The sequence below is a fragment of the Microvirga ossetica genome (assembly GCF_002741015.1).
Lineage (GTDB): Bacteria > Pseudomonadota > Alphaproteobacteria > Rhizobiales > Beijerinckiaceae > Microvirga > Microvirga ossetica.
Genome location: NZ_CP016619.1, coordinates 327,987 through 350,512 on the forward strand (window position 1 = coordinate 327,987; position 22,526 = coordinate 350,512).

23 protein-coding genes and 2 pseudogenes are annotated in these 22,526 nt (G+C 62.1%); 18 read left to right on the top strand and 7 right to left on the bottom strand.

The window, feature by feature from the left end; genetic code table 11:
* Positions 1 to 498: 498 nt before the first annotated feature.
* Both BB934_RS39540 and BB934_RS39545 read right to left on the bottom strand, forming a co-directional pair.
* Positions 499 to 747 (bottom strand): hypothetical protein, encoded by a 249-nt coding sequence (locus tag BB934_RS39540; protein ID WP_099515138.1) that lies wholly within the window; start codon positions 745 to 747, stop codon positions 499 to 501.
* A 137-nt stretch (positions 748 to 884) separates the two neighbouring features.
* The gene (locus tag BB934_RS39545; protein WP_099515139.1) at positions 885 to 3,014 is read right to left on the bottom strand and encodes a hybrid sensor histidine kinase/response regulator; all 2,130 of its coding nucleotides are present in this window, start codon (positions 3,012 to 3,014) and stop codon (positions 885 to 887) included.
* A gap of 514 nt (positions 3,015 to 3,528) precedes the next feature.
* Between BB934_RS39545 and BB934_RS39550 the strand changes: the two genes are divergently transcribed.
* The 11 genes from BB934_RS39550 to BB934_RS39600 all read left to right on the top strand — a co-directional run bounded on the left by BB934_RS39550 (position 3,529) and on the right by BB934_RS39600 (position 12,953).
* Positions 3,529 to 4,689 carry an FIST signal transduction protein gene (locus BB934_RS39550; protein ID WP_099515140.1) on the top strand — a complete coding sequence of 387 codons (1,161 nt, stop codon included), beginning with the start codon at positions 3,529 to 3,531 and terminating at the stop codon, positions 4,687 to 4,689.
* Complete coding sequence (locus tag BB934_RS49850) at positions 4,656 to 6,521, top strand: ATP-binding protein (RefSeq protein ID WP_237050745.1); 1,866 nt, start codon at positions 4,656 to 4,658, stop codon at positions 6,519 to 6,521. The genes BB934_RS39550 and BB934_RS49850 overlap by 34 nt, the downstream gene beginning before the upstream one ends.
* 422 nt (positions 6,522 to 6,943) lie before the next feature.
* Positions 6,944 to 7,651, top strand: coding sequence for an IS6 family transposase (locus tag BB934_RS39560; protein ID WP_099515141.1), 708 nt, complete (start codon positions 6,944 to 6,946; stop codon positions 7,649 to 7,651).
* Positions 7,652 to 7,841: 190 nt separating this feature from the next.
* Entirely contained in the window at positions 7,842 to 8,984 is a 1,143-nt protein-coding gene (locus BB934_RS39565; RefSeq protein ID WP_099515142.1) for a sensor histidine kinase, read from the top strand.
* Positions 8,985 to 9,502: 518 nt separating this feature from the next.
* On the top strand, positions 9,503 to 9,694 hold the full coding sequence (locus BB934_RS39570) for a hypothetical protein (RefSeq protein ID WP_099515143.1): 192 nt from the start codon (positions 9,503 to 9,505) through the stop codon (positions 9,692 to 9,694).
* A 108-nt stretch (positions 9,695 to 9,802) separates the two neighbouring features.
* A complete protein-coding gene (locus BB934_RS39575) occupies positions 9,803 to 10,015 on the top strand; it encodes a hypothetical protein (RefSeq protein WP_157934610.1) in 213 nt (70 codons plus the stop codon).
* A gap of 319 nt (positions 10,016 to 10,334) precedes the next feature.
* Positions 10,335 to 10,544 carry a cold-shock protein gene (locus tag BB934_RS39580; protein ID WP_099515145.1) on the top strand — a complete coding sequence of 70 codons (210 nt, stop codon included), beginning with the start codon at positions 10,335 to 10,337 and terminating at the stop codon, positions 10,542 to 10,544.
* Between the two features lie 121 nt (positions 10,545 to 10,665).
* Positions 10,666 to 10,857: a hypothetical protein gene (locus BB934_RS39585; protein ID WP_099515146.1), complete on the top strand. Its 192-nt coding sequence runs from the start codon at positions 10,666 to 10,668 to the stop codon at positions 10,855 to 10,857.
* 61 nt (positions 10,858 to 10,918) lie between these two features.
* Positions 10,919 to 11,230, top strand: coding sequence for a DUF6481 family protein (locus BB934_RS39590; protein WP_237050747.1), 312 nt, complete (start codon positions 10,919 to 10,921; stop codon positions 11,228 to 11,230).
* 66 nt (positions 11,231 to 11,296) lie between these two features.
* Positions 11,297 to 12,493 carry a sensor histidine kinase gene (locus tag BB934_RS39595; RefSeq protein ID WP_099515147.1) on the top strand — a complete coding sequence of 399 codons (1,197 nt, stop codon included), beginning with the start codon at positions 11,297 to 11,299 and terminating at the stop codon, positions 12,491 to 12,493.
* A 52-nt stretch (positions 12,494 to 12,545) separates the two neighbouring features.
* Positions 12,546 to 12,953, top strand: coding sequence for a response regulator (locus BB934_RS39600; protein WP_335645681.1), 408 nt, complete (start codon positions 12,546 to 12,548; stop codon positions 12,951 to 12,953).
* Positions 12,954 to 13,008: 55 nt separating this feature from the next.
* Here the strand turns inward: BB934_RS39600 and BB934_RS39605 are convergent, their stop codons facing one another.
* A complete protein-coding gene (locus tag BB934_RS39605; RefSeq protein WP_237050748.1) occupies positions 13,009 to 13,701 on the bottom strand; it encodes a PRC-barrel domain-containing protein in 693 nt (230 codons plus the stop codon).
* A 361-nt stretch (positions 13,702 to 14,062) separates the two neighbouring features.
* Between BB934_RS39605 and BB934_RS39610 the strand changes: the two genes are divergently transcribed.
* The 5 genes from BB934_RS39610 (at position 14,063) to BB934_RS39630 (ending at position 17,578) form a co-directional block, all read left to right on the top strand.
* Positions 14,063 to 14,284, top strand: coding sequence for a DUF2934 domain-containing protein (locus BB934_RS39610; RefSeq protein ID WP_099515148.1), 222 nt, complete (start codon positions 14,063 to 14,065; stop codon positions 14,282 to 14,284).
* Between the two features lie 122 nt (positions 14,285 to 14,406).
* Complete coding sequence (locus tag BB934_RS39615) at positions 14,407 to 14,883, top strand: MgtC/SapB family protein (RefSeq protein ID WP_099515149.1); 477 nt, start codon at positions 14,407 to 14,409, stop codon at positions 14,881 to 14,883.
* 192 nt (positions 14,884 to 15,075) lie between these two features.
* A complete protein-coding gene (locus BB934_RS39620) occupies positions 15,076 to 15,384 on the top strand; it encodes a TFIIB-type zinc ribbon-containing protein (RefSeq protein WP_099515150.1) in 309 nt (102 codons plus the stop codon).
* A 170-nt stretch (positions 15,385 to 15,554) separates the two neighbouring features.
* On the top strand, positions 15,555 to 16,778 hold the full coding sequence (locus tag BB934_RS39625) for an alpha/beta hydrolase (protein WP_099515151.1): 1,224 nt from the start codon (positions 15,555 to 15,557) through the stop codon (positions 16,776 to 16,778).
* 383 nt (positions 16,779 to 17,161) lie between these two features.
* On the top strand, positions 17,162 to 17,578 hold the full coding sequence (locus BB934_RS39630) for a DUF1236 domain-containing protein (RefSeq protein WP_099515152.1): 417 nt from the start codon (positions 17,162 to 17,164) through the stop codon (positions 17,576 to 17,578).
* On the opposite strand, the gene BB934_RS47985 is transcribed toward BB934_RS39630, so the two are convergent.
* Both BB934_RS47985 and BB934_RS39635 read right to left on the bottom strand, forming a co-directional pair.
* On the bottom strand, positions 17,568 to 17,756 hold the full coding sequence (locus tag BB934_RS47985; RefSeq protein ID WP_157934611.1) for a hypothetical protein: 189 nt from the start codon (positions 17,754 to 17,756) through the stop codon (positions 17,568 to 17,570). The two genes, BB934_RS39630 and BB934_RS47985, sit on opposite strands and share 11 nt — an antisense overlap.
* 232 nt (positions 17,757 to 17,988) lie before the next feature.
* Positions 17,989 to 18,963: a YihY/virulence factor BrkB family protein gene (locus tag BB934_RS39635; protein ID WP_237050749.1), complete on the bottom strand. Its 975-nt coding sequence runs from the start codon at positions 18,961 to 18,963 to the stop codon at positions 17,989 to 17,991.
* Between BB934_RS39635 and rsgA (BB934_RS39640) the strand changes: the two are divergent.
* Positions 18,874 to 19,398: pseudogene (gene rsgA, locus BB934_RS39640) on the top strand (GTPase RsgA); the annotation flags it as partial. The gene BB934_RS39635 and the pseudogene rsgA (BB934_RS39640) overlap by 90 nt on opposite strands.
* A 93-nt stretch (positions 19,399 to 19,491) precedes the next feature.
* Here rsgA (BB934_RS39640) and istB read toward each other — a convergent pair.
* Together istB and istA are read right to left on the bottom strand one after the other, a co-directional pair.
* Positions 19,492 to 20,253: an IS21-like element helper ATPase IstB gene (gene istB / locus BB934_RS39645; protein ID WP_099509450.1), complete on the bottom strand. Its 762-nt coding sequence runs from the start codon at positions 20,251 to 20,253 to the stop codon at positions 19,492 to 19,494.
* Positions 20,254 to 20,271: 18 nt separating this feature from the next.
* Positions 20,272 to 21,810 (bottom strand): IS21 family transposase, encoded by a 1,539-nt coding sequence (gene istA / locus BB934_RS39650; protein ID WP_099509451.1) that lies wholly within the window; start codon positions 21,808 to 21,810, stop codon positions 20,272 to 20,274.
* A gap of 151 nt (positions 21,811 to 21,961) precedes the next feature.
* Between istA and rsgA (BB934_RS39655) the strand changes: the two are divergent.
* A pseudogene (gene rsgA, locus BB934_RS39655) lies at positions 21,962 to 22,447 on the top strand (GTPase RsgA); the annotation flags it as partial.
* Positions 22,448 to 22,526 lie beyond the last annotated feature (79 nt).

The window sequence follows — 22,526 nt, forward strand, 5'->3', positions numbered from 1 at the left end:
TTGAGAAATCCTGATCTGGACGTGGCGATCAGATTGGAAGTCGCGCGAGATCCGGATGCACCGCGTTGACGCTCCGATGAACGGGCCGAGTTTCAGGCCTGCGGGTTTCCTCAAGGTCCGCACGCGCCCTGGCTGGAGGAAGGAAGAGCTTCCCGCCGGGGCGTTCTCATTTCGGTTTCCGCCCGTGCTGATTTTGGACATCAGCGGTGCACCGTGCGGCTACTCCACCCAGTTGAGATGACCTGCTGCAAGAGCCCGCAACGTCACCTCCCGGCTGTTTGGGCAGTCTCGAACCCTTCCGGTGTTCGCTCGAATGACTCCAGCGGCAGGAACCCGTCAACGCCTCTGAGCAGGACGAGCGTGAGGGGTCCGTCTGGATGGCACTGCTCCTGCGCGAGGGAGAGCATGGGGCTGCCGATCTCCCTGAAGGCATGCTTCTCAACAAAGTGGAGTGTCTTCGTCTCCGCACGTTGGGGAACGCATTGACTTCTGCCATACCTAGTCCTCTCCACCGGCTCCATGGACCTCAGCATCTCCGAGCCAGCTTTGGGCTTCTTCAAGGCTGCCAAACGCATGCTCAAGCTCGGTGAACGGAGCGGGCCTCTCTCCAGGAGGCAGGTTCACCAAAAGCTCTGCAGTCCAGGTTGCATGATGGGTTTCTCCGCTGCGCACCAGGCTGGCAATAATCACCCCATGGAGCAGTACGTCATAGCTGCCGGAGGCAAGCCGGGAGAGTTTGTAAGCCATTCTGAACCTTCTGAAGGGCACAAGGAGAGCAGATTGCGTAGCGCATCATGCCATTGAACAGAAGCCCTGCTCAGATCGGTCTTGAGCGGCTTACTGCCAGAACCCAGGGTTGATCCGTGCACTGCCCGCTGTTTTGGTTAGATCCTGCGAAATGGCACCACGTTGACGGGTTCACAGGCCGGCGTGACCACGGATGCGATGGCGTTCTCCAGCTCGTCACGCCGGAACGGCTTGGTCAGCCGCGGGATGGCAAGCCCGGTCCGTTCCGGCAGCTCCGCATGTCCGCTGGCCAGCAGGATCGGCATGGCAGGCCAGGTCGCCCGGATCTGCTCCACCAGCTCCAGCCCGGTTATTCCCGGCATGGCATGGTCGGTCACCACAAGGTCGATGGATGGGGTCTCCCGCAGGATCCGAAGGGCCGCCTCGCCGGATGAGGCCTCCACGACCGTGTGGTCCAGATCCTCCAGCATCGCGGCCGTGCTGGTCAGAACCAGGGGATCGTCCTCGACAAGCAGCACGGTGCAGGTCCGATGGGCCGGACGCGTTATCGCCTCGCCAACAGATGCACCGGCTGCTACCGCCTCGCCTTGCGGCAGCCAGATCTCGGCGGTCGTCCCAATGCCCGCCTCGCTCTTTAGCCGTAGCGTCCCGCCGGACTGGACCGCCAGGCCGTGGATCATCGAGAGCCCGAGGCCGGTGCCCTTGCCGAGCCCCTTTGTGGTGAAGAAGGGCTCGACGGCGCGAGCCAGCGTCGCTGCATCCATGCCCATTCCGGTGTCGCTGACACAGACGCAGACATACGATCCCGGGCTCAGGCCATGGTCGTTGCTGTGGGCAACCTCCTCGGCCCGCGCCGAGATCGTGATTGTGCCGCTGACCGGCATGGCGTCGCGGGCGTTCACCGCCAGGTTCAACAGCGCCATTTCCAACTGGTTCGGGTCGACCCTAACCGGCGGCAGGGCAGGAGGATACCGCGTCACGATCTGGATGCTCGGTCCCAACGAACGAGACAGCAGGTCGGTCATGCCCGCCACGAGCTGCGGCACGTCAACAGCCTGCGGGGTGAGGTCCTGGCGACGGGAGAACGCCAGCAGCCGCTGGGTCAGGGCTGCACCCCGCTGTGCTCCCTGGATCGCTCCCTCCAGAAGCCGCTGACCACGGTCATCGTCTTTGATGCGCTTGCGCAAGAGATCGAGGTTGCCAAGGATCACCGCCAGCAGGTTGTTAAAGTCGTGCGCGATGCCGCCGGTGAGCTGGCCGATGCTCTCCAGCTTCTGCGACTGCAGCAGACGTTGCTCGGCGGCCAGGCGCTGCTCGCTCTCATGGCGCAGCCGGACCAGCGCCGCCTGTTCAGCCTGGGCCCGGCCCAAGGCGAGCCAGGAGACGAGGAAGAGGGTCAGGGCGGACAGGGCTGCTACCGCCCCGTAAACCTTTAGATTGCGGTACCAGGGCTGAAGGACGGCCTCCGTAGCGATGCCGAAGGCAACATAGGCAGGATAGGGAGCGACATGGCGGTAGGCGTAGTAGCGCTCACGTTGATCGGTGGAGGAAATGCCCGACAGCCCGCCTGCGTCCGGACGGGCGGCGATGCTCTGCATCAGAGGGCTCTCCGGTCCCAGACGGGCATTGGCGGATTGGACCGGGGATCGCGCCAGGACGGCGCCGTCCTGACGGATCAGGGTCGCGACATGGGATCCGGGCGGAGCCGCCTCCTGGAAGAAGCGGACGAAGTATGCGGGGCTGAGCGCGATGTGGATGATGCCGTCGAACCGACCATCCAGGGAAGATCGACGGCGGCTGACCGCAAACGATAGGGTGCGGGTTGCCTTGCCCTCGAAGGCGGCGCTGATGTAGGTTCCGGTATCTCGCTCGCGCTGAACCTGAAACCACTCACGCTCAGCGATGCTGACAGCAGGATCCCAGGCTTGGCTGCCGGCGCGAACATGGCCGTTGGCATCCGTGATCCAGATCGACACCGCCTGCTCTAGGGGAGCCTTGAGCCGCTGGAGGAACGCGCTGGTCTCCGGCGCTGCGATCTCGTCCCACGACATGGCATGGATGCGGTCGTCGACCCGGCCGATGGCGAGATCCACTGTGTCGAAGACCTTGCGCGCGTGCTCGTGCAGGATGGCCGTCGTCCGGGTGATCGTCTCCTGGTTGTCGCGCAGGACCTCCGTCCGGTTCCAGGCCGCTGCGGCGACGAACACGATAGCAGGCACCAGGAGCGAGGCCACCAGCAGCAGGCGATGCAGACGCACAGAGGACATCGGGCCACAAATTCCGGAGAAGGATGGGAAGAAATCAGGCGAGGAGACATGCGCAGGGCAAATCTTGCTTATGCAGTCTCTTCGATGACATTGAGACTAAACCATGACAAGGCCACCCTTGTCGGCGCTCTTGCCACCTTCCATGCCCTTTTTGGTGATGCGGCGCAGTCCTCGAAGAAATGCCCAGGCTTTGGGGTGAACGGGCGCGATGCAGTCGTATCTCCTGCCACGCCTGCCACGGGCTTGGCTGATCGGACATAAGTTGGACGGGTTCTGTCACAGGAGCGGCCGGCGTGGCGGCGAATGCGCAGCGGGCTTTCGGGACGCAAGCCTCACCTGTATCAGGGACACTCATAGGAGATGTGGGTTGGAAACTGGACCGCTGTATTCGGAACTCCTAGCCAAGCTTGGCGTTGATCTAGGTTCTACAGGCCATTCAAACTCTGTGCGTCCCGAGAACTATATCTCAGGGCCCGGGGATGCTTTGGCCTGCAATCATTTGGAAGCGAGCGCGATGCAGTCAGCCGTTGTTTATACCAGCCTGGAGAACGGGTCCGAGGCCGGCCGCGATCTGGGGACAAAAATCCGGGAGACCTTGGTCGATACGCCGGATGCGGTGATCATCTTCGCGTCGCCGAAGTACGACCATCGTGCGTTACTCCAAGCTCTTGCAGATACCTGCCGTCCAAAGGTGATGGTCGGGGCATCCTCCGCCGGAGAATTCACACGCGACGTCCAGGGCGAGGGAATGGCCTGCGCCTTGGCCCTCAAAGGGGCCGATGCCCGCTTTGCTGCCAGCGTTGGCCGTGACCTCCAGCGCGATGCCGTGGCTGCTGCCCGACAGATCGCATCCGGGTTCGCGGGACATGCGGACCATCCGCATGGCTATCGCTCGGCTCTTGTCATGGCCGACGCCCTTGCCGGGCACGCGGAGGCCCTTGTCGATGAGCTCACAGTGGCCACCGCAGGGCAGTATCAGTTCTTCGGAGGAGGTGCCGGGGACAACGCGCAGTTTCAGCACACCGTGGTTTTCTGCGGCACAGAGGTGTTCAGCGACGCCGCAGTCGCGCTCGAGATCCTCTCCGAGAAGCCGATTGGAATCGGCGTCAGTCACGGATGGCAACCCGCAAGTGAAGCCTTCCGGGTCACCGAGGCGGAGGGCAAACGGCTCATCAGCCTGAATGGCTTTCCCGCCGTTGAAGCCTTTCAGCAGCATGCTGGAGCCACAGGGCAGACCATCGATACCGCCTCCCCCATTCCCTTTTTCTTGCACAACATCCTGGGGATCGACGTCGGTGCCGGTCACCGCCTGCGAGTGCCGCTGGCGGTGCATGAAGACGGCTCGGTGCTCTGCGCGTCAGAAGTACCGGTTGGCAGTCTCGTGCGCATCATGCGCAGCTCGGAACACTCCGCGATCGATGCGGCCGAGAAAGCCACCGAGGCCGCCCTGCAAGGCTTGCGGAGCCATCGTCCCAAAGCGGCGCTCTTCTTCGATTGCGTTGCAACCCGGCTTCGGCTGGGTGACCAGTTCGGATTCGAGCTGGGCGCGGTCAAGGACAGACTTGGCGATATCGACCTGGCCGGGTGCAACACGCATGGGCAGATCGCTCGGGCCAGCGGACAGTTCGATGGTTTCCACAATTGCACGGCAGTGGTCTGTATCTTTCCGGAGTAGAGACCCTGGCGGACCATTCAACCATTCAGCTGGTCAACGCACTGGCCGATCCGCAGCGCCGCCTGGCCGGCGCGGCCGAGCTCGCTTGCCATTGGGGAGCGGACGCACTCCTTGTTCTCGTCCGGGATCACGCACTCGGGGTCCTGAAGCCAGCGCCCGGGTTCCCACAGACACTACCAGGGGGGCCGAGTTGGCGAACATTCCTGGCCCGCTGTGGCTCTCCCGGCGAAGTCGGCGGCGAAGTCGCGTTCCCCGATGCAGGGACCCTCACATCGGTCCGCGCCTTCGTCAGTGCTGATGGAACGGTCCTCGCCCTGATTGGTGGCAACCCAGCTCTGTCCTCCTCGGATCTCGATCCCGCTGCCTTTCCTCTCCTCACAGCTCTGTTGAAAGCCGAAAGTACCTGCGCTGTCGCCTCTGGACTAGCCGTCGCAGCCAGTGATGCAACGCGACGTGCGACTGCTCTCGCCAAGGCGCTCGATGGGGCGCGGGCGGAAATCGAGCTGAAGGCGGGGGACCTCCAGCGAGCCTTAGCTGAGGCTGCGCGCCTCAATGACGAGCTGCGCCATCTGAACGAGACGCTTGAGCAACGCGTTGCGGAGCGCACCCACGAGCTGGAGATCGAGATGGCGGAGCGCCGCAAGGCTGAGGCCGCCCTGGTCCAGGCCCAGAAGATGGAGGCCGTGGGCCAGTTGACCGGCGGTGTGGCGCACGACTTCAACAATCTGCTGACGATTGTGATCGGAGGCCTGGATACCATCGGGCGCCATCTTGCCTCCCTTCCGCCAACGCCGGCAACGCACCGGATTGAGCGGGCGAAGGACATGGCTCTCGAGGGATCTCGCCGCGCCGCGACGCTGACGCACCGGCTGCTCGCCTTTTCCCGCCGGCAGCCGCTTGATCCGAAGCCGGTCGACGTCAACAAGCTGGTGGCGGGCATGTCGGAGCTCTTCCGGCGGACCTTGGGCGAACCTGTTGCCTTGGAAGCCGTGTTGGCCGGTGGCTTGTGGCGCACGCACGCTGACGGCAATCAGTTGGAGAACGCGCTTCTGAACCTAGCTGTCAATGCCCGGGATGCCATGCCGAACGGCGGCAAGCTGACGATCGAGACGGCGAATGCCTTCTTGGACGAGGCTTACGCCGCCCAGGTGGTCGAAGGTGTATCTCCAGGCCAGTACGTTCTCATCGCCGTCACGGACACCGGCTCCGGCATGGACGCCGCGACGCTCGAAAAGGTATTCGAGCCCTTCTTCACCACCAAGGAGGTAGGCAAGGGAACAGGCCTCGGCCTGAGTCAGGTCTATGGATTCGTGCGCCAGTCCGGTGGGCATATCAGGATCTACAGCGAGCCTAGCGAGGGCACGACGGTCAAGATCTATCTGCCGCGTCTCCATGTAGCGGCCGCCGAGCAGCCAGAAGAGGACATCCGGCAGGATGTTGTGCCAACGGGCTGCGAGACCATCCTGGTGGTCGAAGACAACACGGAGTTGCGGACCTACAGCACGGAAAGTCTCCGGGAGCTGGGGTACCGGGTCTTCGAGGCTGCGACTGGGCCCACAGCCTTGAAAATCCTGGCGAGCCGGCCGGAGATTGAGCTGTTGTTTACCGACGTTGTCCTTCCGGATGGAATGAACGGGCGCCAGTTGGCCGATCAGGCAAGTTGCCTTCGACCAGAGCTGAAGGTGCTGTTCACAACAGGCTATACCCGTAACGCGATCGTCCACCACGGCAGGCTTGACCCCGGCGTGCAGTTGATCGGCAAGCCGTTCACTTACGCCGAGCTGGCGTCGAAAATACGGGCTGTCCTGGACGATGTGAAACAGGCCAGCTGAGCAATAATTCTCGGCCCGTCGGATTGGTTGAGAGAACTGGTTGGGCAGTAACGAAGCCCTAACCACGTTTGATGCCCGATGGAGCCAATCGTCGCCTTGAGGCGTTCATCCCGTGCAGTGTGCGTAGGAGGCGGCCATGACGATCCTAGATCCAAGAACCGGTCAGCTCGTGACGATCCATTCATCGATGGCTTGCACCACCGACCGGGTCAGGACGGTCCGCCCCAATGGAACGGTCGTCGTTCGGAATGTCCAGAACTGTGCACCCGATTGCCGAATGGTTCGGGAGCGGACAAGGCTTCCGAATGGAAATGTCATCGTTCGCAACGTTCGGCGATGCCGCTGATCAATGCACAGCGCCTGCAGACAAGAGGCACCGTCAGGTTAACCGGCGGGTGACCGGATTGAGGCATATATGAGGGATGAAGAAGACCCGTCATCCTCGCTATGCCCGTCACCGCTTTCCGGCTGAGGTGATCAGCTATGCCGTCTGGCTCTATTTTCGGTTCCCACTCAGCCTCCGGATGGTCGAGGAGATGCTCGCCGCCCGGGGCATCCTGGTCAGCCATGAGACGGTCCGGCAGTGGGCGCTGAAGTTCGGCCAGAGCTTTGCGAACCGGATCCGCCGCCGTCGTCCGACCCCCGGTGACAAGTGGCACTTGGATGAGGTCGCGATCAATATCGCGGGCCGGAAGCACTGGCTCTGGCGCGCCGTCGACCAGCACGGCATCGTGCTCGATATTCTGCTCCAGAGCCGCCGCAATGCAAAAGCCGCCGAGCGGCTGTTGCGCAAGCTGCTCAAGAAGCAGGGCGTCGCACCGCGCGTGATGATCACGGACAAACTCGCCAGCTACGGCGCGGCCAGGCGAGAGATCATGCCGGGTGTCAAGCATCGCCAGCATAAAGGCTTGAACAATCGAGCCGAGAACAGCCATCAGCCGACGCGGCGACGCGAGCGCATCATGAAGCGCTTCAAATCAGCCGGTCAGGCGCAACGCTTTCTGTCAGTGCATGATCAGGTGGCCAACCTCTTCCGCCGTCCTGCAAGAGCCAATGCCGCTGATCATCGCACGTCCCTCGCGCAGGCCTTCCGAGTCTGGAGTGAGGTGAGCAACACCGCGTGTGCCTGATCCGATGCTCCTGAACGGGCGAACCTGACTCAAGTGGTTAACTTGACGATGCCAGAAGGAGCACCGGCACGGGCTTGCCCTCGCAGACGAGCCAAAGCCTCAGGACTGAGACGGTCATCGCCGTGCTTGGAACCATAATGCGATCAACAGGATTGGAAACCTTGCTGTATCAACCTTGGCAAGACGCGAGATGGCTGACCAATACGACACAAACCAAGACGGTGTGCTGGAACAGCAGCGGGTTTTGGCAGAGTTCGGCGAACTCGCGCTCAAGACCGAAGCCTTGGACGACATCCTCAACAAAGGCTGCGAACTCGTCGGCCGTGCTCTCAATACTGCTCTGGCCAAGGTCATGGAACTCCTGCCCGATGGCAAGACCTTCAAGGCCCGCGCAGGCTACGGTTGGGAGCCCGGTGTCATCGGTCATGTGATTGTCACCGCTGCTGAAAACTCACCCGAGGGTCTGACCCTCAAGGACGGGGCAGTCATCTCGAACGACATCGCGAAGGAGGAGCGATTCGAGTACCACGACTTCATGAAAGAGCATGGGGTGAAGGCTTTCGCGAATGTGCTGATCTTGAGCAGCAGCGGACGCCCACCATTCGGTGTTCTCCAGGTGGATAGCAAAAGGCCGCGGGGCTTCACGCAAGCCGACGTCGAGTTCCTCAGGAGCTACGCCAATCTCCTTGGAGCCGCCATTGAGCGCCTGCGGGTCGTGGATCAGTTGCGGGCGGCGGTGAAGGACAGGGACCTGCTCATCGACGAGTTGAACCATCGGGTGAAGAACACCCTGACGACGGTGCAGTCCATTGCCTCGCAGACCCTGCGCAACGCGCCAGACTTGGACCACGCCTCCAGTGCTATCGAGAGCCGCCTCATTGCCCTGTCGCAAGTCCACAACGTCCTCACGGACCAAAGCTGGGCTGACGTGGGCCTCCACGACATCGTCGCGCAAGCAGTCGAGCCGTACCGCAGTCGCGGGGAAGATCGTATCCACGTGCAGGGACCACCCATCCAGATACCGCCACGCATGGCCCTTGCCCTTGCAATGGCACTACAGGAACTGGCGACCAACGCGGTGAAGTACGGGGCCCTGTCGAATGGCACCGGACAAATCAGAGTTCACTGGAAACTGAATGGCGCCAGTACCCCTGATCGCTTGCACCTGATGTGGAAGGAGACCGATGGGCCACCTGTTCATAAACCTGCTCGACGGGGTTTCGGAACGCGGCTCATCGAACGCAGCTTGGCTCACGACCTTAATGGTGACGTGCGGATCGAGTTCGCTTCAGCGGGGGTCCAATGCTTGGTCGATGCTCCATTGGCCGGGTAACACGGACCTCCTGGACCTTGCTGATGCGGAACGTAGCATTTCTTCGCAAGGCGGGCCCGGCCGGGTGCACGATGATCAATGTAGCTCCTTCACCAAGTTGAGGAAGGCCGGGGCAAAACCGGGCGGAGCCCTCCCAATCCTCGATTACCACGAAGTCTCCGGGCCTTGCTGCGGAAGCCCATAGAGAGGAGACGTTATTGACCGTTGGGCATCATCTAGACATAGGGCCGAGCGGCCATCTCCACCTTGCATGAAGGAGGCGGCTGCTGGCCAGAAAGGGATGTTCCGGACCGTCGTCGACTACATTGAGGACTCCCGTTCCAGCGAGTGGCTCTTGAGCTTCAGGGGATCCCCCCAGCTGGCGGTGAATGGCCAAGAGCCAATACACTTTCCTCACGCCTCATCGGGCGGCTCCTGGAGCCTTCAACGTGGACGTTGACATCAGCTTCATCCGAACTGACTGATGATCGGCTCACGAGGCCATCTCGTGCAGACATGACCAGCCAAGGGGAGAGAGCATGTTCTTCGTCGTCACGGGACAAGGACTGAATGGGCTGGTGGCGGTGACCTGCGAGACGGCAGCCGCAGCAGTCGAGAAGGCCCGGGCTTTGATCGCTGACGGAGTGCTCGACGTCCTCATCGCAGATGCGGACGGGCGGCAGCATCCCCCGGGCGAGTTCCACCGCCTCCTCCTCGGGATCCAACCCTGATGAAGCCGCTTCGCAGGGAACGTGTTGCCTGGTAAGGCGTTGGTTGAGCGCAAGCTTAGCCATTTGGCGGCAAGGCGGTTCCTGAACCTCGCAATCGGAGACACTTGCATGAGCCACCTCACAGCACTGATTGGCTTCATCTTCCTGGCTGTCTCGTCTGCATGGGCACAGACCTCGGCACCTGCGCCTGGAGCGACTCCCGGATCTCCCCCAGCCGGGGTCACCGGCGGGGGCATCATGGATTACTGGTGGGTTATCCTGCTGGTGGTCATTATCGCAGCTGCGGTCTGGTACTTTTCACGCGGGCGCAATCGGGAGTAGGTACGGTTCCCAATTGCGGAACAGCTCTATGAGCTGAGGTGCTCATCAGCCGACGTGCTCACGCTCATGCCCCATCTCTGAGAGGAAACCGCGTCGCCACAGAATCTGCGGAGGGTATCTTTTCCATCCAAGCTTGCAATCGGGCGAGAAACCTCTATATTCACTTTATCGACTTTGGCCGAACAATCGGGCCGTTCCGCCTTGGCATGCCGGGCGCACGTTCAGACACTCTCCCAAAACATCGACGAACCGAGCACGGGACCGCGCTGCTGCGCGACCTCAAGCTCACGTGCACTCACGCATACCCAAGGATATTCCCATGAACACGGGCACCGTAAAATTCTACAACGATCAAAAGGGCTTCGGCTTCATCGCACCGAGCAACGGCAGCAAGGACGTGTTCGTCCATGCCACCGCCCTCGAGCGCGCCGGCATGCGCGGCCTGGTCGAAGGCCAGAAGGTTGCCTTTGACACGGCGGAAGACCGCCGCTCCGGCAAGATTGCCGTCAACAACATCGAGATGGCATAAAGCCAGTCTCTTCGGTGCAGACTGATCTGCACTGAGCCATCGAGGCCGCTCCCCATGGGGAGCGGCTTTTTGTTTGCACGCGTGGCGCTGCCTCGGCGCTCTCCCACACTGGAGAACCAACATGCTTCATAAATACAAGATTCGACAGATGGTGCGTCTCGTGCGTGCGCCGATATCTGACAGCCGCGCCACTGGCAGCGGCATCTACGAGGTGACGCGCCTCATGCCGGCTGACGAGACCGGTGAAGTCTCGTACCGGATCAGATCAGGTGCGACGGAACGTGCCGTTCGGGAGCACGAGATCAGAGCATGAGTGGCTTCCGGGACAAGGTTTTGGCGATCGGCTGAGCACCGCCGAGAACGCCCGCAAGGCCATGCTGGAACGCGTCCGAGCAAAGCCGGGCGCCGACGATCCGGCTGTGGCCGAGCGCAGGGCAGCACGGCAGGCTGTCAGCACCGCCCGTGAGGCGCGGCTGGCCGAACGCGAGGCCGCCAAGACTGCCGAGCAGGTCCGCGAGGCCGCAGAGCGGGAGGCGCGGCAGGCGGCCGAACAGGAGCAGCGCCTGGCTCAGGAAGCGAACGAGGCTCTCGAGAGAGCCCAGAGAGCCGAGCGCCAGGTTGCTCTGGAGGCCGAGCAGAAGGCAGCCCGGGATGCCCGCTATGCCGCCCGCAAGGCGCGCAGGTGAGCTGAGCCGAATATCAGCCGAAGACCCGAATTTCTGTTATCGCATTCACATACTACCGGATTGGCCATGAACGAGTTTCAAGAGAACAAGGCGGACACCGCCGAACGAACTGTCTCTGAACGCCACATCGAAGCCGTTCGGCAGCAAGGCGGGATGTTCGTCGAGGCCGTTCGCCGGACCCGTATGCCGATGCTCGTGACCGACGCCACCCTGTCCGGCAACCCAATCGTTTTTGCCAACCAATCGTTCGTCAAGCTGTCCGGCTACAGCATGGACGAGTTGCTCGGGCAAGACCCGCACTTCATGAACGGCCAAGGCACCGACCCTGAGGCCATCCGGCGTTATGAGGCTGCGATCCTGGAGAGACGGGACGAGAACCTGGAGATCCTTCAGTACCGCAAGGACGGCACTCCATTTCGGGCCATGCTGTTCGCCAGTCCGGTGGATGATGGCCAGGGTACCGTCACCAATCACTTCCTCTCCTACCTCGACATCACCCGACGCTACGTCGCTGAAGAGGACCTTCGGACCCTTGCTTCTGAACTGGAAGCCCGAGTGGCGGCCCGAACCCGGGAGTTGGAAGCCGTCAACAGCAGGCTCTCGGCTCTGGTCACCGAGCGGGAGATGCTGCTGGTCGAGGTCAACCACCGTGCCAAGAACAGCCTTGCTATTGCAGCCTCCCTGCTGGCCATCCAGGGCCGACGGCAGCGGGACCCGGCGGTCAGGGCTCTGTTCGAAGAGGCTCACGATCGCCTCAACGCCATGGCACGGGTGCACGACCTTCTCAGCAAGTCGGAGAAAGCGCAACGCGTCGACGTGTCCGTGTACGTGGCAGACCTGTGCCAGGCCTTGAGGCCGATCACGGAAAACGATGATCGCATCCAACTCGAGGCGAAGATGAAGGATGCGGTCCTGGTGGACGCCGATACGGCGGTTCCGCTTGGCATTGTGCTCACCGAACTCATCACCAACGCCGTCAAGTATGCTTTCCCGGCACCGCGCTCAGGGACGATCCTCGTTCAGGCGCGCCGCAGCCGGCCGGGCTGGGTTGAACTGGTCGTCCGGGACGATGGGATCGGCATGTCCAGCCTGCGGGAAGGGTCGCTCGGCTATGGCTTGGTTCGGTCGCTCATTCAGCAGATCAGGGGTGAGATCGACGTGCGCAGCGATGCTGGGTTGACGGTGACGATCTTGTTTCCGGAGGCGTCCCAATGGGCGCCAGAACACAATCCAGGTATCGCAACAGATGGTGACGCGGATTGAAGCCGTGCGTCGCACACGCCGAATATAATCGTGGCCTTAGGAACGAAGAGGATTGATCGCGATTCCACTCGACATGCTTGAGGAGAAACCTGACATTCGCGCGCTCATTCTCGTTGTCGAGGACGAAGCTCTTGTCCGCATGATGCTAGTCGACGTGCTGGAAGATGCTGGTTTCAAGGTCATGGAGGCAGCTCATGCGGACGAGGCGCTCCATATTCTCGCGGCCGCTCCCGACGTCCAAGTGGTCGTCACGGACGTGGAAATGCCACGCGGGAGCATCAATGGCTTCGAGCTGGCCCGCAGAGTGCGGGAGGATCGACAGGATATTGGTGTCGTGATCGCATCGGGGCGCATTGCCCCCGCACCCGGGGAGTTGCCGCCGGGAGCCTATTTCGTGGGGAAGCCTGTTCGTCCTGAAAGACTGCTCGAGCTGATCCGAGCGTTGCTCCGTGAGGGCTGAGAGCGCCACGGGCGAGCGCTCGTGGCACTGAAGCGTGGGCGCAGGCTCTACTCGGTTACGGGCGACGTGCAAAGAGCGCGTCGTTCCGGGTGCGCCATGCGTCATCCGACAGCCACTTGTAATCCTGATCGGGCATGTGCGGGACCATCCTTACCTGCGCCTCGGGCATAGGAAGAAAGAAGCTGTCCCGCTCCTGCGAGACCTTGAGGGACCGGATCGGCACGACGATGCTGTCCTTGCCGGGAGTGAAGAACCCTCCTGACGCCACAATCGCATAATCGCGGCGGTCTTTGGTGCCAAACACGACGTTCCGCACTTCGCCGACGATCTTGTCGTCGGCGCTGCGCACCTCGGCACCAATGATCTGGTCCGCTCTCAGGCCCGGGGCGAGCTCGTCAATGTGGACGAGCGGCTTGGCGTCCTTGTCAGCACGGCGACCTTGCACTGCGCCGCGCTGGACCTTGGGCGTGCGCGCGCTCATCTGCGTCTCCGCATCCTCCCCGTCGTTGCCGCCCAAGGAGTTTATCGGCGGGCCGGCGAGCAGTTCGCGGATGTTGCCCAGGAGGCGCTCGCAATCGTCATGACGCCCGTAGGACCACAGCGTGATCGCGGCGTCGCGCAAGTTGCGCAGATCGCGAACCGTCTGGCGATTGGCCTTCCCGCGAAGTTCGGGCTTTTGCAGGATGGCTTCTTCGAGTTTGGCATCAGCGATCTGGCAGTCGGCCACCGCTTGCGTGGCGCCGAGCATGCTGAGGAGAGTAACCATAAGGAGAATTCGAGCCGGTTTCATCATTGGTCCGATCTGTAGGAAGGCAGATTGCCAGACAAAAGCCGCCTTCTGCCGCCGGCCATACGTGTCTGGAGCCGTAAGCCGCAGCGCGATGCCAGTACGATTTATATGGTAAATCCAAAAGTGATGCTGCGCTAATGCAAGCAACTGCTCAAGGAGGTCATATTCTTAAGAAGCTTTGTCTATGCATCATACAGATTTTCAATAAGGATGGTATCTAAAACCACTATAAGTTTATTGGTAATACGTCCTGTCTGCCCTCAATAAGCCATCGTGCGGATGGTATTCTTCTGGAAGGAAACGCAGGAAGGACAATGATATGGAACAGCATGCCGATGAGACACAGGACCGGGTAAGACAGCGCGCCTACGAGCTCTGGGAGCAACACGGCAGTCGCGAGGGCCATGAGGCAGAGTTTTGGCACCAAGCCGAGCGTGAGCTGAGGGGCGAGGCGAGCAGTAGCGACACCAGCAGAGGCGTGAGCGCGAATGCAGCTTCGGCGAGGAGCGGTTCCGGATCGGACGGCCCAGGAAAGGTGTGATTTCTGGAGAGTGGCAGGCTGGGGTTGATAATCCCGTCCTCATGGGTCGCCATTCATGGAACCAAGGCTTTAGGTCCTCAGTCTTTCCCGGGATCAGGTTTGATGCCGTGGAAAGAGGTTGAATGGAACAGATTGAGCACTTGTTCGAGTCTCTGCGGGTGTTGCCTCACGTCGCCGCCCTTGCCTTTGCCTATATGCTTGCCTTGCCCATCGGATGGGATCGCGAGCGCAACGAACGAAGCGCCGGCTTGCGCACCTTCCCGCTCGTGGCTGTTGCAAGTTGCGGCTTCGTTCAGGCCACCGAAGGCATTACCGGGAACTCACCAGAGGCGCAGGCGCGGATCATCGAAGGCCTGATTACCGGCATCGGCTTCATCGGCGGTGGCGCCATCATCAAGCAATCCGGTGCCGTGCAGGGAACGGCCACAGCGGCAGGCCTATGGGCAACGGGGGCGGTCGGAGCTGCAGTTGGCCTTGGCAGCTACGACGTCGCCATTGTGGTCACCCTGTTCACGATCTTCACCTTCCGCGTCCTGTCCCCGGTGAAACAGCAGAAAACGCCTGGCGACGATATTGGCCCTCCATCGGGCTCCTCATGAAGTTGCCCTGTGTGGTCAGGCTTGAAGGCTCCTCTCCATGCCCCATGTGTTCTTTGCGGGCCGGGCCCCTCTGACAACCACGGTCGTGTGGCTGTGATGTCGGACCGCAGCGAGAACGCCTGGTGCTCGTCAGTGTAAGACTGATTGGTGGGCTAGGCTCATTATCCAATTACCAGCCTTGGAGGTCCGCCTATGACCAGCGCCGCCGGTATGCCATGCCCTGTCTGTCAGGTTTCCCTTGTGATGAGTGAGCGACAGGGTGTCGAGATCGACTATTGCCCCCAATGCCGTGGTGTTTGGCTCGACCGCGGGGAACTCGACAAGATCCTCGAGCGAAGCGCCCAAGACGCACCAGCCGCCGCTCCAGTACAACAGCCTTCCTTTTCAAAGCCGCAGTACGATCAGGGCCATGATCGAGGCTACGCTCAGCCGTACGGGCACGGCCATCAGCACGGCCATCCCAAGCGGAAGAAGTCCTTTCTTGAAGAACTATTCGATTGAGGCACTTTGGAGAGTCAATGAGAAAGGCCCCGTTTTGGGGCCTTTTGTTTTCAGGGTCAGGCGATTGGAACAGTTCGCGGCACGCCCAATGGTCTCGCGCGAGGAGACGGTCCTGAAAGCTGCTGCATGTGATATCGAAATGATCGCCATCACCGGCGCTGGACCCGTTCATGACCTCAGCCTCCCTCAAGTTCTGCATATGCCTTGCTTTTGCACTCACTCTCAGCGGTTGCTCGACCCTCAGGGGTGTTCTTGTCCCGGTTCCTGCCGCCGCTCCGGGGACGAGCCAGGTCGACATGCTGGTTGCGACCACGCGCAGTCCTACCGAGCCCTCCGAGATGTTCTCCGGCGCCCGTGGACCAGGCCTGTCCTTCGCCAACATCACGGTTTCGATCCCGCCCGAAAGCGCCCGCACGGTCGGGGAAGTGCAGTGGCCAAGCCGCGTTCCAGGCAGTCCTGCGACCGAGTTCGTGACGCTCAAGGCAGACGTTATCAATCAGAAGCAGGCGATGGCCTGGTTCAATCGGGCTGTCACCAAGATCCCGAAGCGCCGCGTTCTCGTCTTTATCCATGGCTTCAACAACCGGTTTGATGACGCGGTCTTCCGCTTCGCCCAGATCATCCATGACTCGCAAGCGCCGGTCGTTCCGGTGCTCTTCACCTGGCCGTCCCGCGGCAGTGTCCTGGCCTACGGATATGATCGTGAAAGCAGCACCTATTCCCGCAACGCGCTCGAGGACGTGCTGAAGGCCTTGGCCAAGGATCCAGCCGTGGGTGAGATCTCGATTCTGGCCCACTCGATGGGCAACGTCGTGACCCTCGAAGCCTTGCGCCAGATGGCGATCCGGGACGGCAGGGTCACTCCCAAGATCCGCAATGTCGTGCTCGCCGCGCCCGATGTCGATGTCGATCTTGCACGGGAAGCCGTGAGCAACATGGGTCCTAATCGCCCGAATGTCACGCTGCTGGTGTCCCAGGACGACCGAGCTCTCGCCATATCGAGCCGTGTGTGGGGCGGTTCAGTCAGGCTGGGAGCCATCGATCCGGATCAGGAGCCGTACCGAACTGATCTGCACCGATCGAACATCACGGTTCTCAACCTCACCAAGCTGAACTCCGGCGACATCCTGAACCATGGCAAGTTTGCAGAAAGCCCTGAGGTCGTTCAGATCATTGGTCGGCAGCTTGCGGGGGGACAGGTCCTCACCGACTCCCGGGTTGGTGCGGGCGATGTGATTATCGGTGCCACCACTGGCCTGGCGTCTTCGGTCGGAAGGGCAGCAGGGGTCGTAGTTGCGGCACCGATTGCCATTGTCGATCCCCGCACAAGGGCAAGCCTGGTCGGACACGTGCAGGAGTTTAGGCAAACCCTTCCCGTGACGCCAATACCTTGATGTCTTTATTTTGCTCGTGCCGGCGCTCCCGCCACGTTGGCGCGGCACCTCGGAACGGGCGCGTCCGCTCCATGCCACCCCAGCCGTGGGTGATCGCCGCCTGAAGCTGTGCCGGCTACGCTTCGCAGTCATCCGCAGTTTGTGCTGCGCCACCAAACTTTCGAGCGCCATGTCAGCTCCGGCAGCTTATCGTTGGACAATCCTGGCTATCTTGAAGCTTATTTCAGGAAAATGATTTTTGGCTTTGTCGGCACGTCCCAGCTCAAAGTAATTATAATTTTTTTTAAGATGCCCTCAAGAGGAACAATTGCTCTGCGTATCGGTTAAGCTTTAGAATGGATGTTGTGACCTGATGTTGCAATTTGGCTTTCTGGAGTTTAATCATGTTTAATAAAATCATTTTCGCTGGTGCGGTTCTCGTAATACTCACACCGGCCGCAGCATTTGCGCAGACGAACGCTCCTGGCGGTGCCGCATCGGGTGCGGCAACTGGCGCAATCGGTGGCGCAATCGTGGGTGGCCCGGTTGGTGCGGCTGTTGGCGCAGTGGGGGGCGCTATCGTTGGAGGGATCGTCGGAGACCAGCAGCCGCAATTCCGTCAGTATGTGGTGAGGCAAGTACCGCAGTCCTATCGCTACGAGTCGGATATCCGCGTTGGCGCAGTGCTGCCTGAGACCGGCGTGACTTATTATGAAGTTCCGGCGGAATATAACGTGCCTGGTTATCGCTACACTTATGTGAACCAGACCCCGGTTCTCGTGGATCCTCGCACACGTCAGATCGTGCAGATCATTCAGTAATCATTGACCGTGACGCATAGATAAGGGCGGCCGAACGGCCGCCCTTATCTACGTCGGCTCCGCGTTCGTCTATTGCCTTTTCCACGCTCAGAACAGCCGCGACGTCATTGTCACGGCCAAAGGCAAACTCAAAGAGATGATGGGCGAGCGGATCTCCCGTTGCCACGCGACGATCCATCCGTGAGTCGTCCGCCGCCTGCTGAACTGCTCAAGCGCGTCAACTCGCGCAAGCGTATTGTGAGGTGGAAGTATCGATATCAAGCGTCGATCGCGCTGCAGACAGCGTCAAGTTCTGGTTCGGCGAGAACGGCCCAAGCATCCAAACGACATAGTCGTGGATGTCGGCCGCATGGTCGACGTCAGCAGTCTGCCTGTCTCCCATGAACTCGTGCGTTGTCTGTGTGCCGGCCTCAGGCGTGCGACGCGCCGACGTGATCCGCCATGTTGGCGCCCCGAGACCCGAGCGGAAGGGCAGCGCCCTGCGTACTGTCCGTAGCCGTCTGGTGCTCCATCTCGGCATTGAGCGCGGCGCCGAGCAGGACAATCACCACCGACAGCCAGATCCACATCATGAAGCCGACGCCGGCGCCGAGTGAGCCATAGGTCTTGTTGTAGCTGTCGAAGTTGGCGACGTACCAGGAGAACAGCATCGACGCCCCGAGCCAGAGCATCGCCGCCATGACGCTGCCCCAGGTCACCCAGCGCCACTTGGTGTCCTCGCGGCTCGGGCCGTAGCGGTAGATCATAGCCAGCCACGCACAAACGACGACAAGAAGGACAGGCCAGCGCAGGACGGCCAGGAACTGTTCGGCCGGTGTCGCAAAGCCCATGAAGGTAAAGATGATGGGCGCAACCACCACGGCGCCGATGGCCGCCATGACGACACTGATCATGCCGAGGGTGAACAGGAACGTCGTGGAATAGAACCGAACCAGGCTCCGCTTCTCCTTCTCGCCATAGACCACGTTGAGGGCATCGAAGAGGGCTGCAACCCCGGAGTTCGCACTCCAGAGTGCCACCAGAAAACCAACAACGAAGGCAAGGCTGAGTGCGTCGCTGTCTTGGGTGATGATCAAGGTGACCTGCTCTCCGATGAGCTCCAGCACGCCCCCGGGCAGAACCCCGGCGAGAAGCGACAGATGGCCCCTGATCGTGCCGGTATCGGCAAACAGCCCGTAGAGCGACACGACTGTGGCAATTGCCGGGAAGATGGCGAGCAGGGCGAAGAATGCGACCCCACCTGAGGTCGACAGGATGCGGTCGTCCGGAATCGACCAGAACACGCGCCAGAGAATATCCTTCCAGCCGCGCGCCGGGATAGCCGTGGGTGTGATGGCCTCGCGTCCGAGGCAGATCTCGCCCCGCACCGTGTTGCCACGGTCCACCGCGCCCGCCTGACCGCCATCTCTCCAACCGGGCCAGTCGAGCTGACACTTCCGGTTCACAGCCAGACCGGCGACTTTGCCGTGGGGGATTGGGTGCTTGCCAACCCTCAAACCCGATTGCTGCAGCGCCGACTGATCCGCAAGACAGTGCTGGAGCGTCGCACCGAAGGCAGCAAGACACCGCAGCTCGCTGGCGCCAATGTCGACACGCTGTTCATCGTCACCTCATGCAATGCTGATTTCAACCCCGCTCGGCTGGAACGCTATCTGGCGCTGGCGAACGAGGCCGGGACCACCCCGGTGATCCTGCTGACCAAAGCTGACACCGTGACGGATGCGCGGGCGTATGAACAGCAGGCCATGGCGCTGCAACGCGGGCTGGCCGTCGTGACGCTGAACCCCCGCTCCCGGGATGCCGCGACTGCCTTAGCTGCGCATCTCGCGGATCGTGAGCGCTCATTTCGTGGGATCGTGAGCAGGCATTTCACGCGATCATGAGCGGTCGCGTCGACCGATGGGGTGATGGAGTCAGGAGATTTGGTCGCCGTCAAGAGGGCGGGCTCTGGCGTTCTGCTTTCTCATGCTTTCTCCGGCGAGTTGAAGGCGGTGGGCATTGTGAACAAGACGATCCAAGATTGCGTCTCCAAGAGTGGGATCCCCAATCAGGTCATGCCATGCGTCCACGGGAACCTGGCTCGTGACGATGGTCGATGAGCGGCCGTGACGATCGTCGAGGATTTCCAGGAGATCGCGCCGCTCGGACCCGGTGAGCACTGACAAGCCCCAATCATCGAGGATCAGCACCTGTACGCGACCGAGGGCCTTGAGCAGGCGGCCATAGCGCCCGTCGCCGCGCGCGAGCGCCAATGCCTCGAACAGGCGCGGCACGCGGTGGTAGAGCACCGAGCGGTTATCCCGGCAGGCCTTGTGGCCGAGCGCGCAGGCGATCCAGCTCTTGCCGAGGCCGGCCGCCCCTGTAATCAGCACATTCTCATGCCGGTCGATCCAGTCGCCAACAACCAGCCGGGCAAAGACCGCGCGATCGATGCCGCGCGGGGTTCGCCAATCGACGTCCTCGACGCAGGCGTTCTGGCGCAGCGCCGCGAACTTGAGCCGCGCGGTGAGACGCTTGGTGTCGCGCTCGGCCGCTTCGCGGTCGACCAACAGCCCGATGCGCTCCTCAAAGGACAGAGCGTCGAGATCGGGCAATCGTCGCTGCTCCTCGAAGGCTTTGGCCATGCCGGTCAGGCCAAGCGCGATCAGGCGCTCATGGGTGGGATGGGTCAGCATCGGTTGGGTCTCCTGGGTTCAGTGGAAGTAACCCTGGCCGCGGATGTTGCCGTGGCGCAGGGGTTCGTGGTCGGGCGTCTCGTCAACGACGGCGCGGTCGAGGCCATTCTTGAGAATCGACCGGATCGAGGCGACGGAGCGTGCCTTGATGAGGAGGCCGCGCCGGCAGGCGGCCTCGACGCGGGTGTCGCCATAGCTCCTGGCCAGCGACAGGATGCCGAGGCAGGTGCGGAAGCCCTGCTCGGGATGTGGACGGTCGGCGATCACCGCCTCGAAGAAAGCCGCGACGGAGGGCCCAATCCGTTCACCGGCGGCGATCAGGCCTCGTGGGGTCCACTGGCCGTGGCGGCGATGGGCGCTCGGCATATGCTCGGCAACGGTGGTGTGGCCGCGCCGGTTCGGCGCCCGGGCATGGCTGGCGACCCGCTGGCCCTTGTGGAAGATCTCGACCGTCGCACCGGCAAGGCGCACATCGACGAGTTCCCGGATCAGGCGGTAGGGCACGGAGTACCAGTGGCCGTCGACCTCGACATGGTAGTCCGGCGCGACGCGGCAGCGCTTCCAGCGGGCGAAGACGTAGGGCTCGTCTGGCAGCGCTCCCAGCCGGGGCCGGTCGATCTCGGCAAAGAGTTCGGCCCGGCTGGAGCCGAAGCCGCGCATCTGGCGGGCGTTGAGTTCGACGACCAGGCTGCGAATGGCGCGATTGAGCTCGGCGAGCGCGAAGAAGCGATGGTTGCGCAGCCGGGCCAGGATCCAGCGCTGGGCGATTTGGACCGCGACCTCAACTTTGGCCTTATCCTTCGGGCGTCTCGGCCGCGCCGCGAGAATGGCGGTGCCGTAATGGCCGGCCATCTCGGCATAGGTGCGGTTGAGGCCGGGATCGTAGCGGTCGGGATTGGTCACCGCCGCCTTGAGGTTGTCGCAGATCACGAACTTCGGAACCCCGCCCAGGAAGGCAAACAGGTTGGCGTGCACGGCAATCCAGTCCGGCAGGCTCTCGCTCGCGCAGGCCTCGGCATAGGTGTAGTTGGAGGCGCCCATGGCGGCGACGAACAGCTTCATGGGATGGGCTTGGCCGGTCAGCGGATCGAAGACGTCGATGGTGTCGCCGGCAAAATCGACAAACACCTTCTCGCCGCCCCTGTGGGTCTGGCGCATTGTTGGGCGAACGCGCCCCTTCCAGGCCTCGTAGGTGGTGCAGAACCAGGTGTAGCCGAAGCCATCGGGATGGGCGGCGCGATATTCCTCCCAGAGCAGCACGCGCGTCACGCCACGCCGGCGCAGCTCCTTCTCGACATAAACCCAGTCGGGGACCGGGCGCCGATCGGTCTGAGCCGAGGATGGTGCCGGAAACAGCAGGAGTTCGAGCGCGTCGTCATCGAGCCCGTCCGGCAGCGGCCAGCTCAGCCCTGCCAGACGGGCGCGGCGCAGGTAGCCATGAACGACGCCATTGCTGATCCCCAGCGTGCGCGCGATGACGCGCTCGGTCAGGCCTTGGACATGTCTTAAACGAAGTACTTCTCGGATCCGGCGCATCGACAATCTCTGGGTTGGCATCGGGCCTCCTCGTGGGTTGAACGAGGCACCCGTAGCCGGTTGAGTTGTCGGCCGAAGCTCCCGGCACCTCCGAAAAGGTGCTCACGATCCTCTGAAATCGTTGCTCACGGTGCCGCGAAATCGCTGCTCACGATCACGCGAAACACGCACCTTAGCCCCATGGTGCGGTATCGGGCAGACAGTGGCGCTGGTCGGTTCCTCCGGTGTCGGCAAATCGACGCTGGTGAACACACTGGCAGGCCCGACGCAGGAGCTGGCCCAGCAAACCGGAGGAATCCGCGAACACGATGCCAAAGGACGCCACACCACAACCTCGCGCTCGCTTCATGCCATTGCCGGTGGCGGATGGGTGATCGACACGCCGGGCATGCGCACGCTCCGTGTCAGCGATGCGGCTTTTGGCATCGGGACCCTGTTCGCTGAAATTACCGAGCTTGCCCCTCTGTGCCGGTTCGGCGACTGCACCCACGCCCACGAGCCAGGCTGCGCCGTCCAGGGTGCCGTCGCCGCAGGTGTGCTGGACCCGGAGCGTCTCACCCGTTGGCGCAAGCTGGTTGAGGAAAGCAGCAGCAACCCATCGAGCCGCAGCGGGCCACGTGGCGGCAGTGCCGCTGCGGGTCGCAGCAGGAGGCGCTGAATGACGATCGGTCGGGCTGCTCACCTACACGATATCGATCGTTATGCGATCGATCCGGCCGCATTGGCCTCTACGCAGA

Bases quoted from the DNA above. Each gene is read 5' to 3' on its own strand.
- BB934_RS39580 (WP_099515145.1), top strand. From the start codon at position 10,335: ATGAACACGGGCACCGTAAAATTCTACAACGATCAAAAGGGCTTCGGC.
- BB934_RS47985 (WP_157934611.1), bottom strand. From the start codon at position 17,756: ATGGATCGTCGCGTGGCAACGGGAGATCCGCTCGCCCATCATCTCTTT.
- BB934_RS39595 (WP_099515147.1), top strand. From the start codon at position 11,297: ATGAACGAGTTTCAAGAGAACAAGGCGGACACCGCCGAACGAACTGTC.
- BB934_RS39545 (WP_099515139.1), bottom strand. From the start codon at position 3,014: ATGTCCTCTGTGCGTCTGCATCGCCTGCTGCTGGTGGCCTCGCTCCTG.
- istA (WP_099509451.1), bottom strand. From the start codon at position 21,810: ATGCCAACCCAGAGATTGTCGATGCGCCGGATCCGAGAAGTACTTCGT.
- BB934_RS39590 (WP_237050747.1), top strand. From the start codon at position 10,919: ATGCTGGAACGCGTCCGAGCAAAGCCGGGCGCCGACGATCCGGCTGTG.
- istB (WP_099509450.1), bottom strand. From the start codon at position 20,253: ATGCTGACCCATCCCACCCATGAGCGCCTGATCGCGCTTGGCCTGACC.
- BB934_RS39615 (WP_099515149.1), top strand. From the start codon at position 14,407: ATGGAACAGATTGAGCACTTGTTCGAGTCTCTGCGGGTGTTGCCTCAC.
- BB934_RS39570 (WP_099515143.1), top strand. From the start codon at position 9,503: ATGTTCTTCGTCGTCACGGGACAAGGACTGAATGGGCTGGTGGCGGTG.
- BB934_RS39605 (WP_237050748.1), bottom strand. From the start codon at position 13,701: ATGCTCGGCGCCACGCAAGCGGTGGCCGACTGCCAGATCGCTGATGCC.
- BB934_RS39625 (WP_099515151.1), top strand. From the start codon at position 15,555: ATGACCTCAGCCTCCCTCAAGTTCTGCATATGCCTTGCTTTTGCACTC.
- BB934_RS39620 (WP_099515150.1), top strand. From the start codon at position 15,076: ATGACCAGCGCCGCCGGTATGCCATGCCCTGTCTGTCAGGTTTCCCTT.
- BB934_RS39560 (WP_099515141.1), top strand. From the start codon at position 6,944: ATGAAGAAGACCCGTCATCCTCGCTATGCCCGTCACCGCTTTCCGGCT.
- BB934_RS39540 (WP_099515138.1), bottom strand. From the start codon at position 747: ATGGCTTACAAACTCTCCCGGCTTGCCTCCGGCAGCTATGACGTACTG.
- BB934_RS39575 (WP_157934610.1), top strand. From the start codon at position 9,803: ATGAGCCACCTCACAGCACTGATTGGCTTCATCTTCCTGGCTGTCTCG.
- BB934_RS39565 (WP_099515142.1), top strand. From the start codon at position 7,842: ATGGCTGACCAATACGACACAAACCAAGACGGTGTGCTGGAACAGCAG.
- BB934_RS39630 (WP_099515152.1), top strand. From the start codon at position 17,162: ATGTTTAATAAAATCATTTTCGCTGGTGCGGTTCTCGTAATACTCACA.
- BB934_RS39550 (WP_099515140.1), top strand. From the start codon at position 3,529: ATGCAGTCAGCCGTTGTTTATACCAGCCTGGAGAACGGGTCCGAGGCC.
- BB934_RS39610 (WP_099515148.1), top strand. From the start codon at position 14,063: ATGGAACAGCATGCCGATGAGACACAGGACCGGGTAAGACAGCGCGCC.
- BB934_RS39585 (WP_099515146.1), top strand. From the start codon at position 10,666: ATGCTTCATAAATACAAGATTCGACAGATGGTGCGTCTCGTGCGTGCG.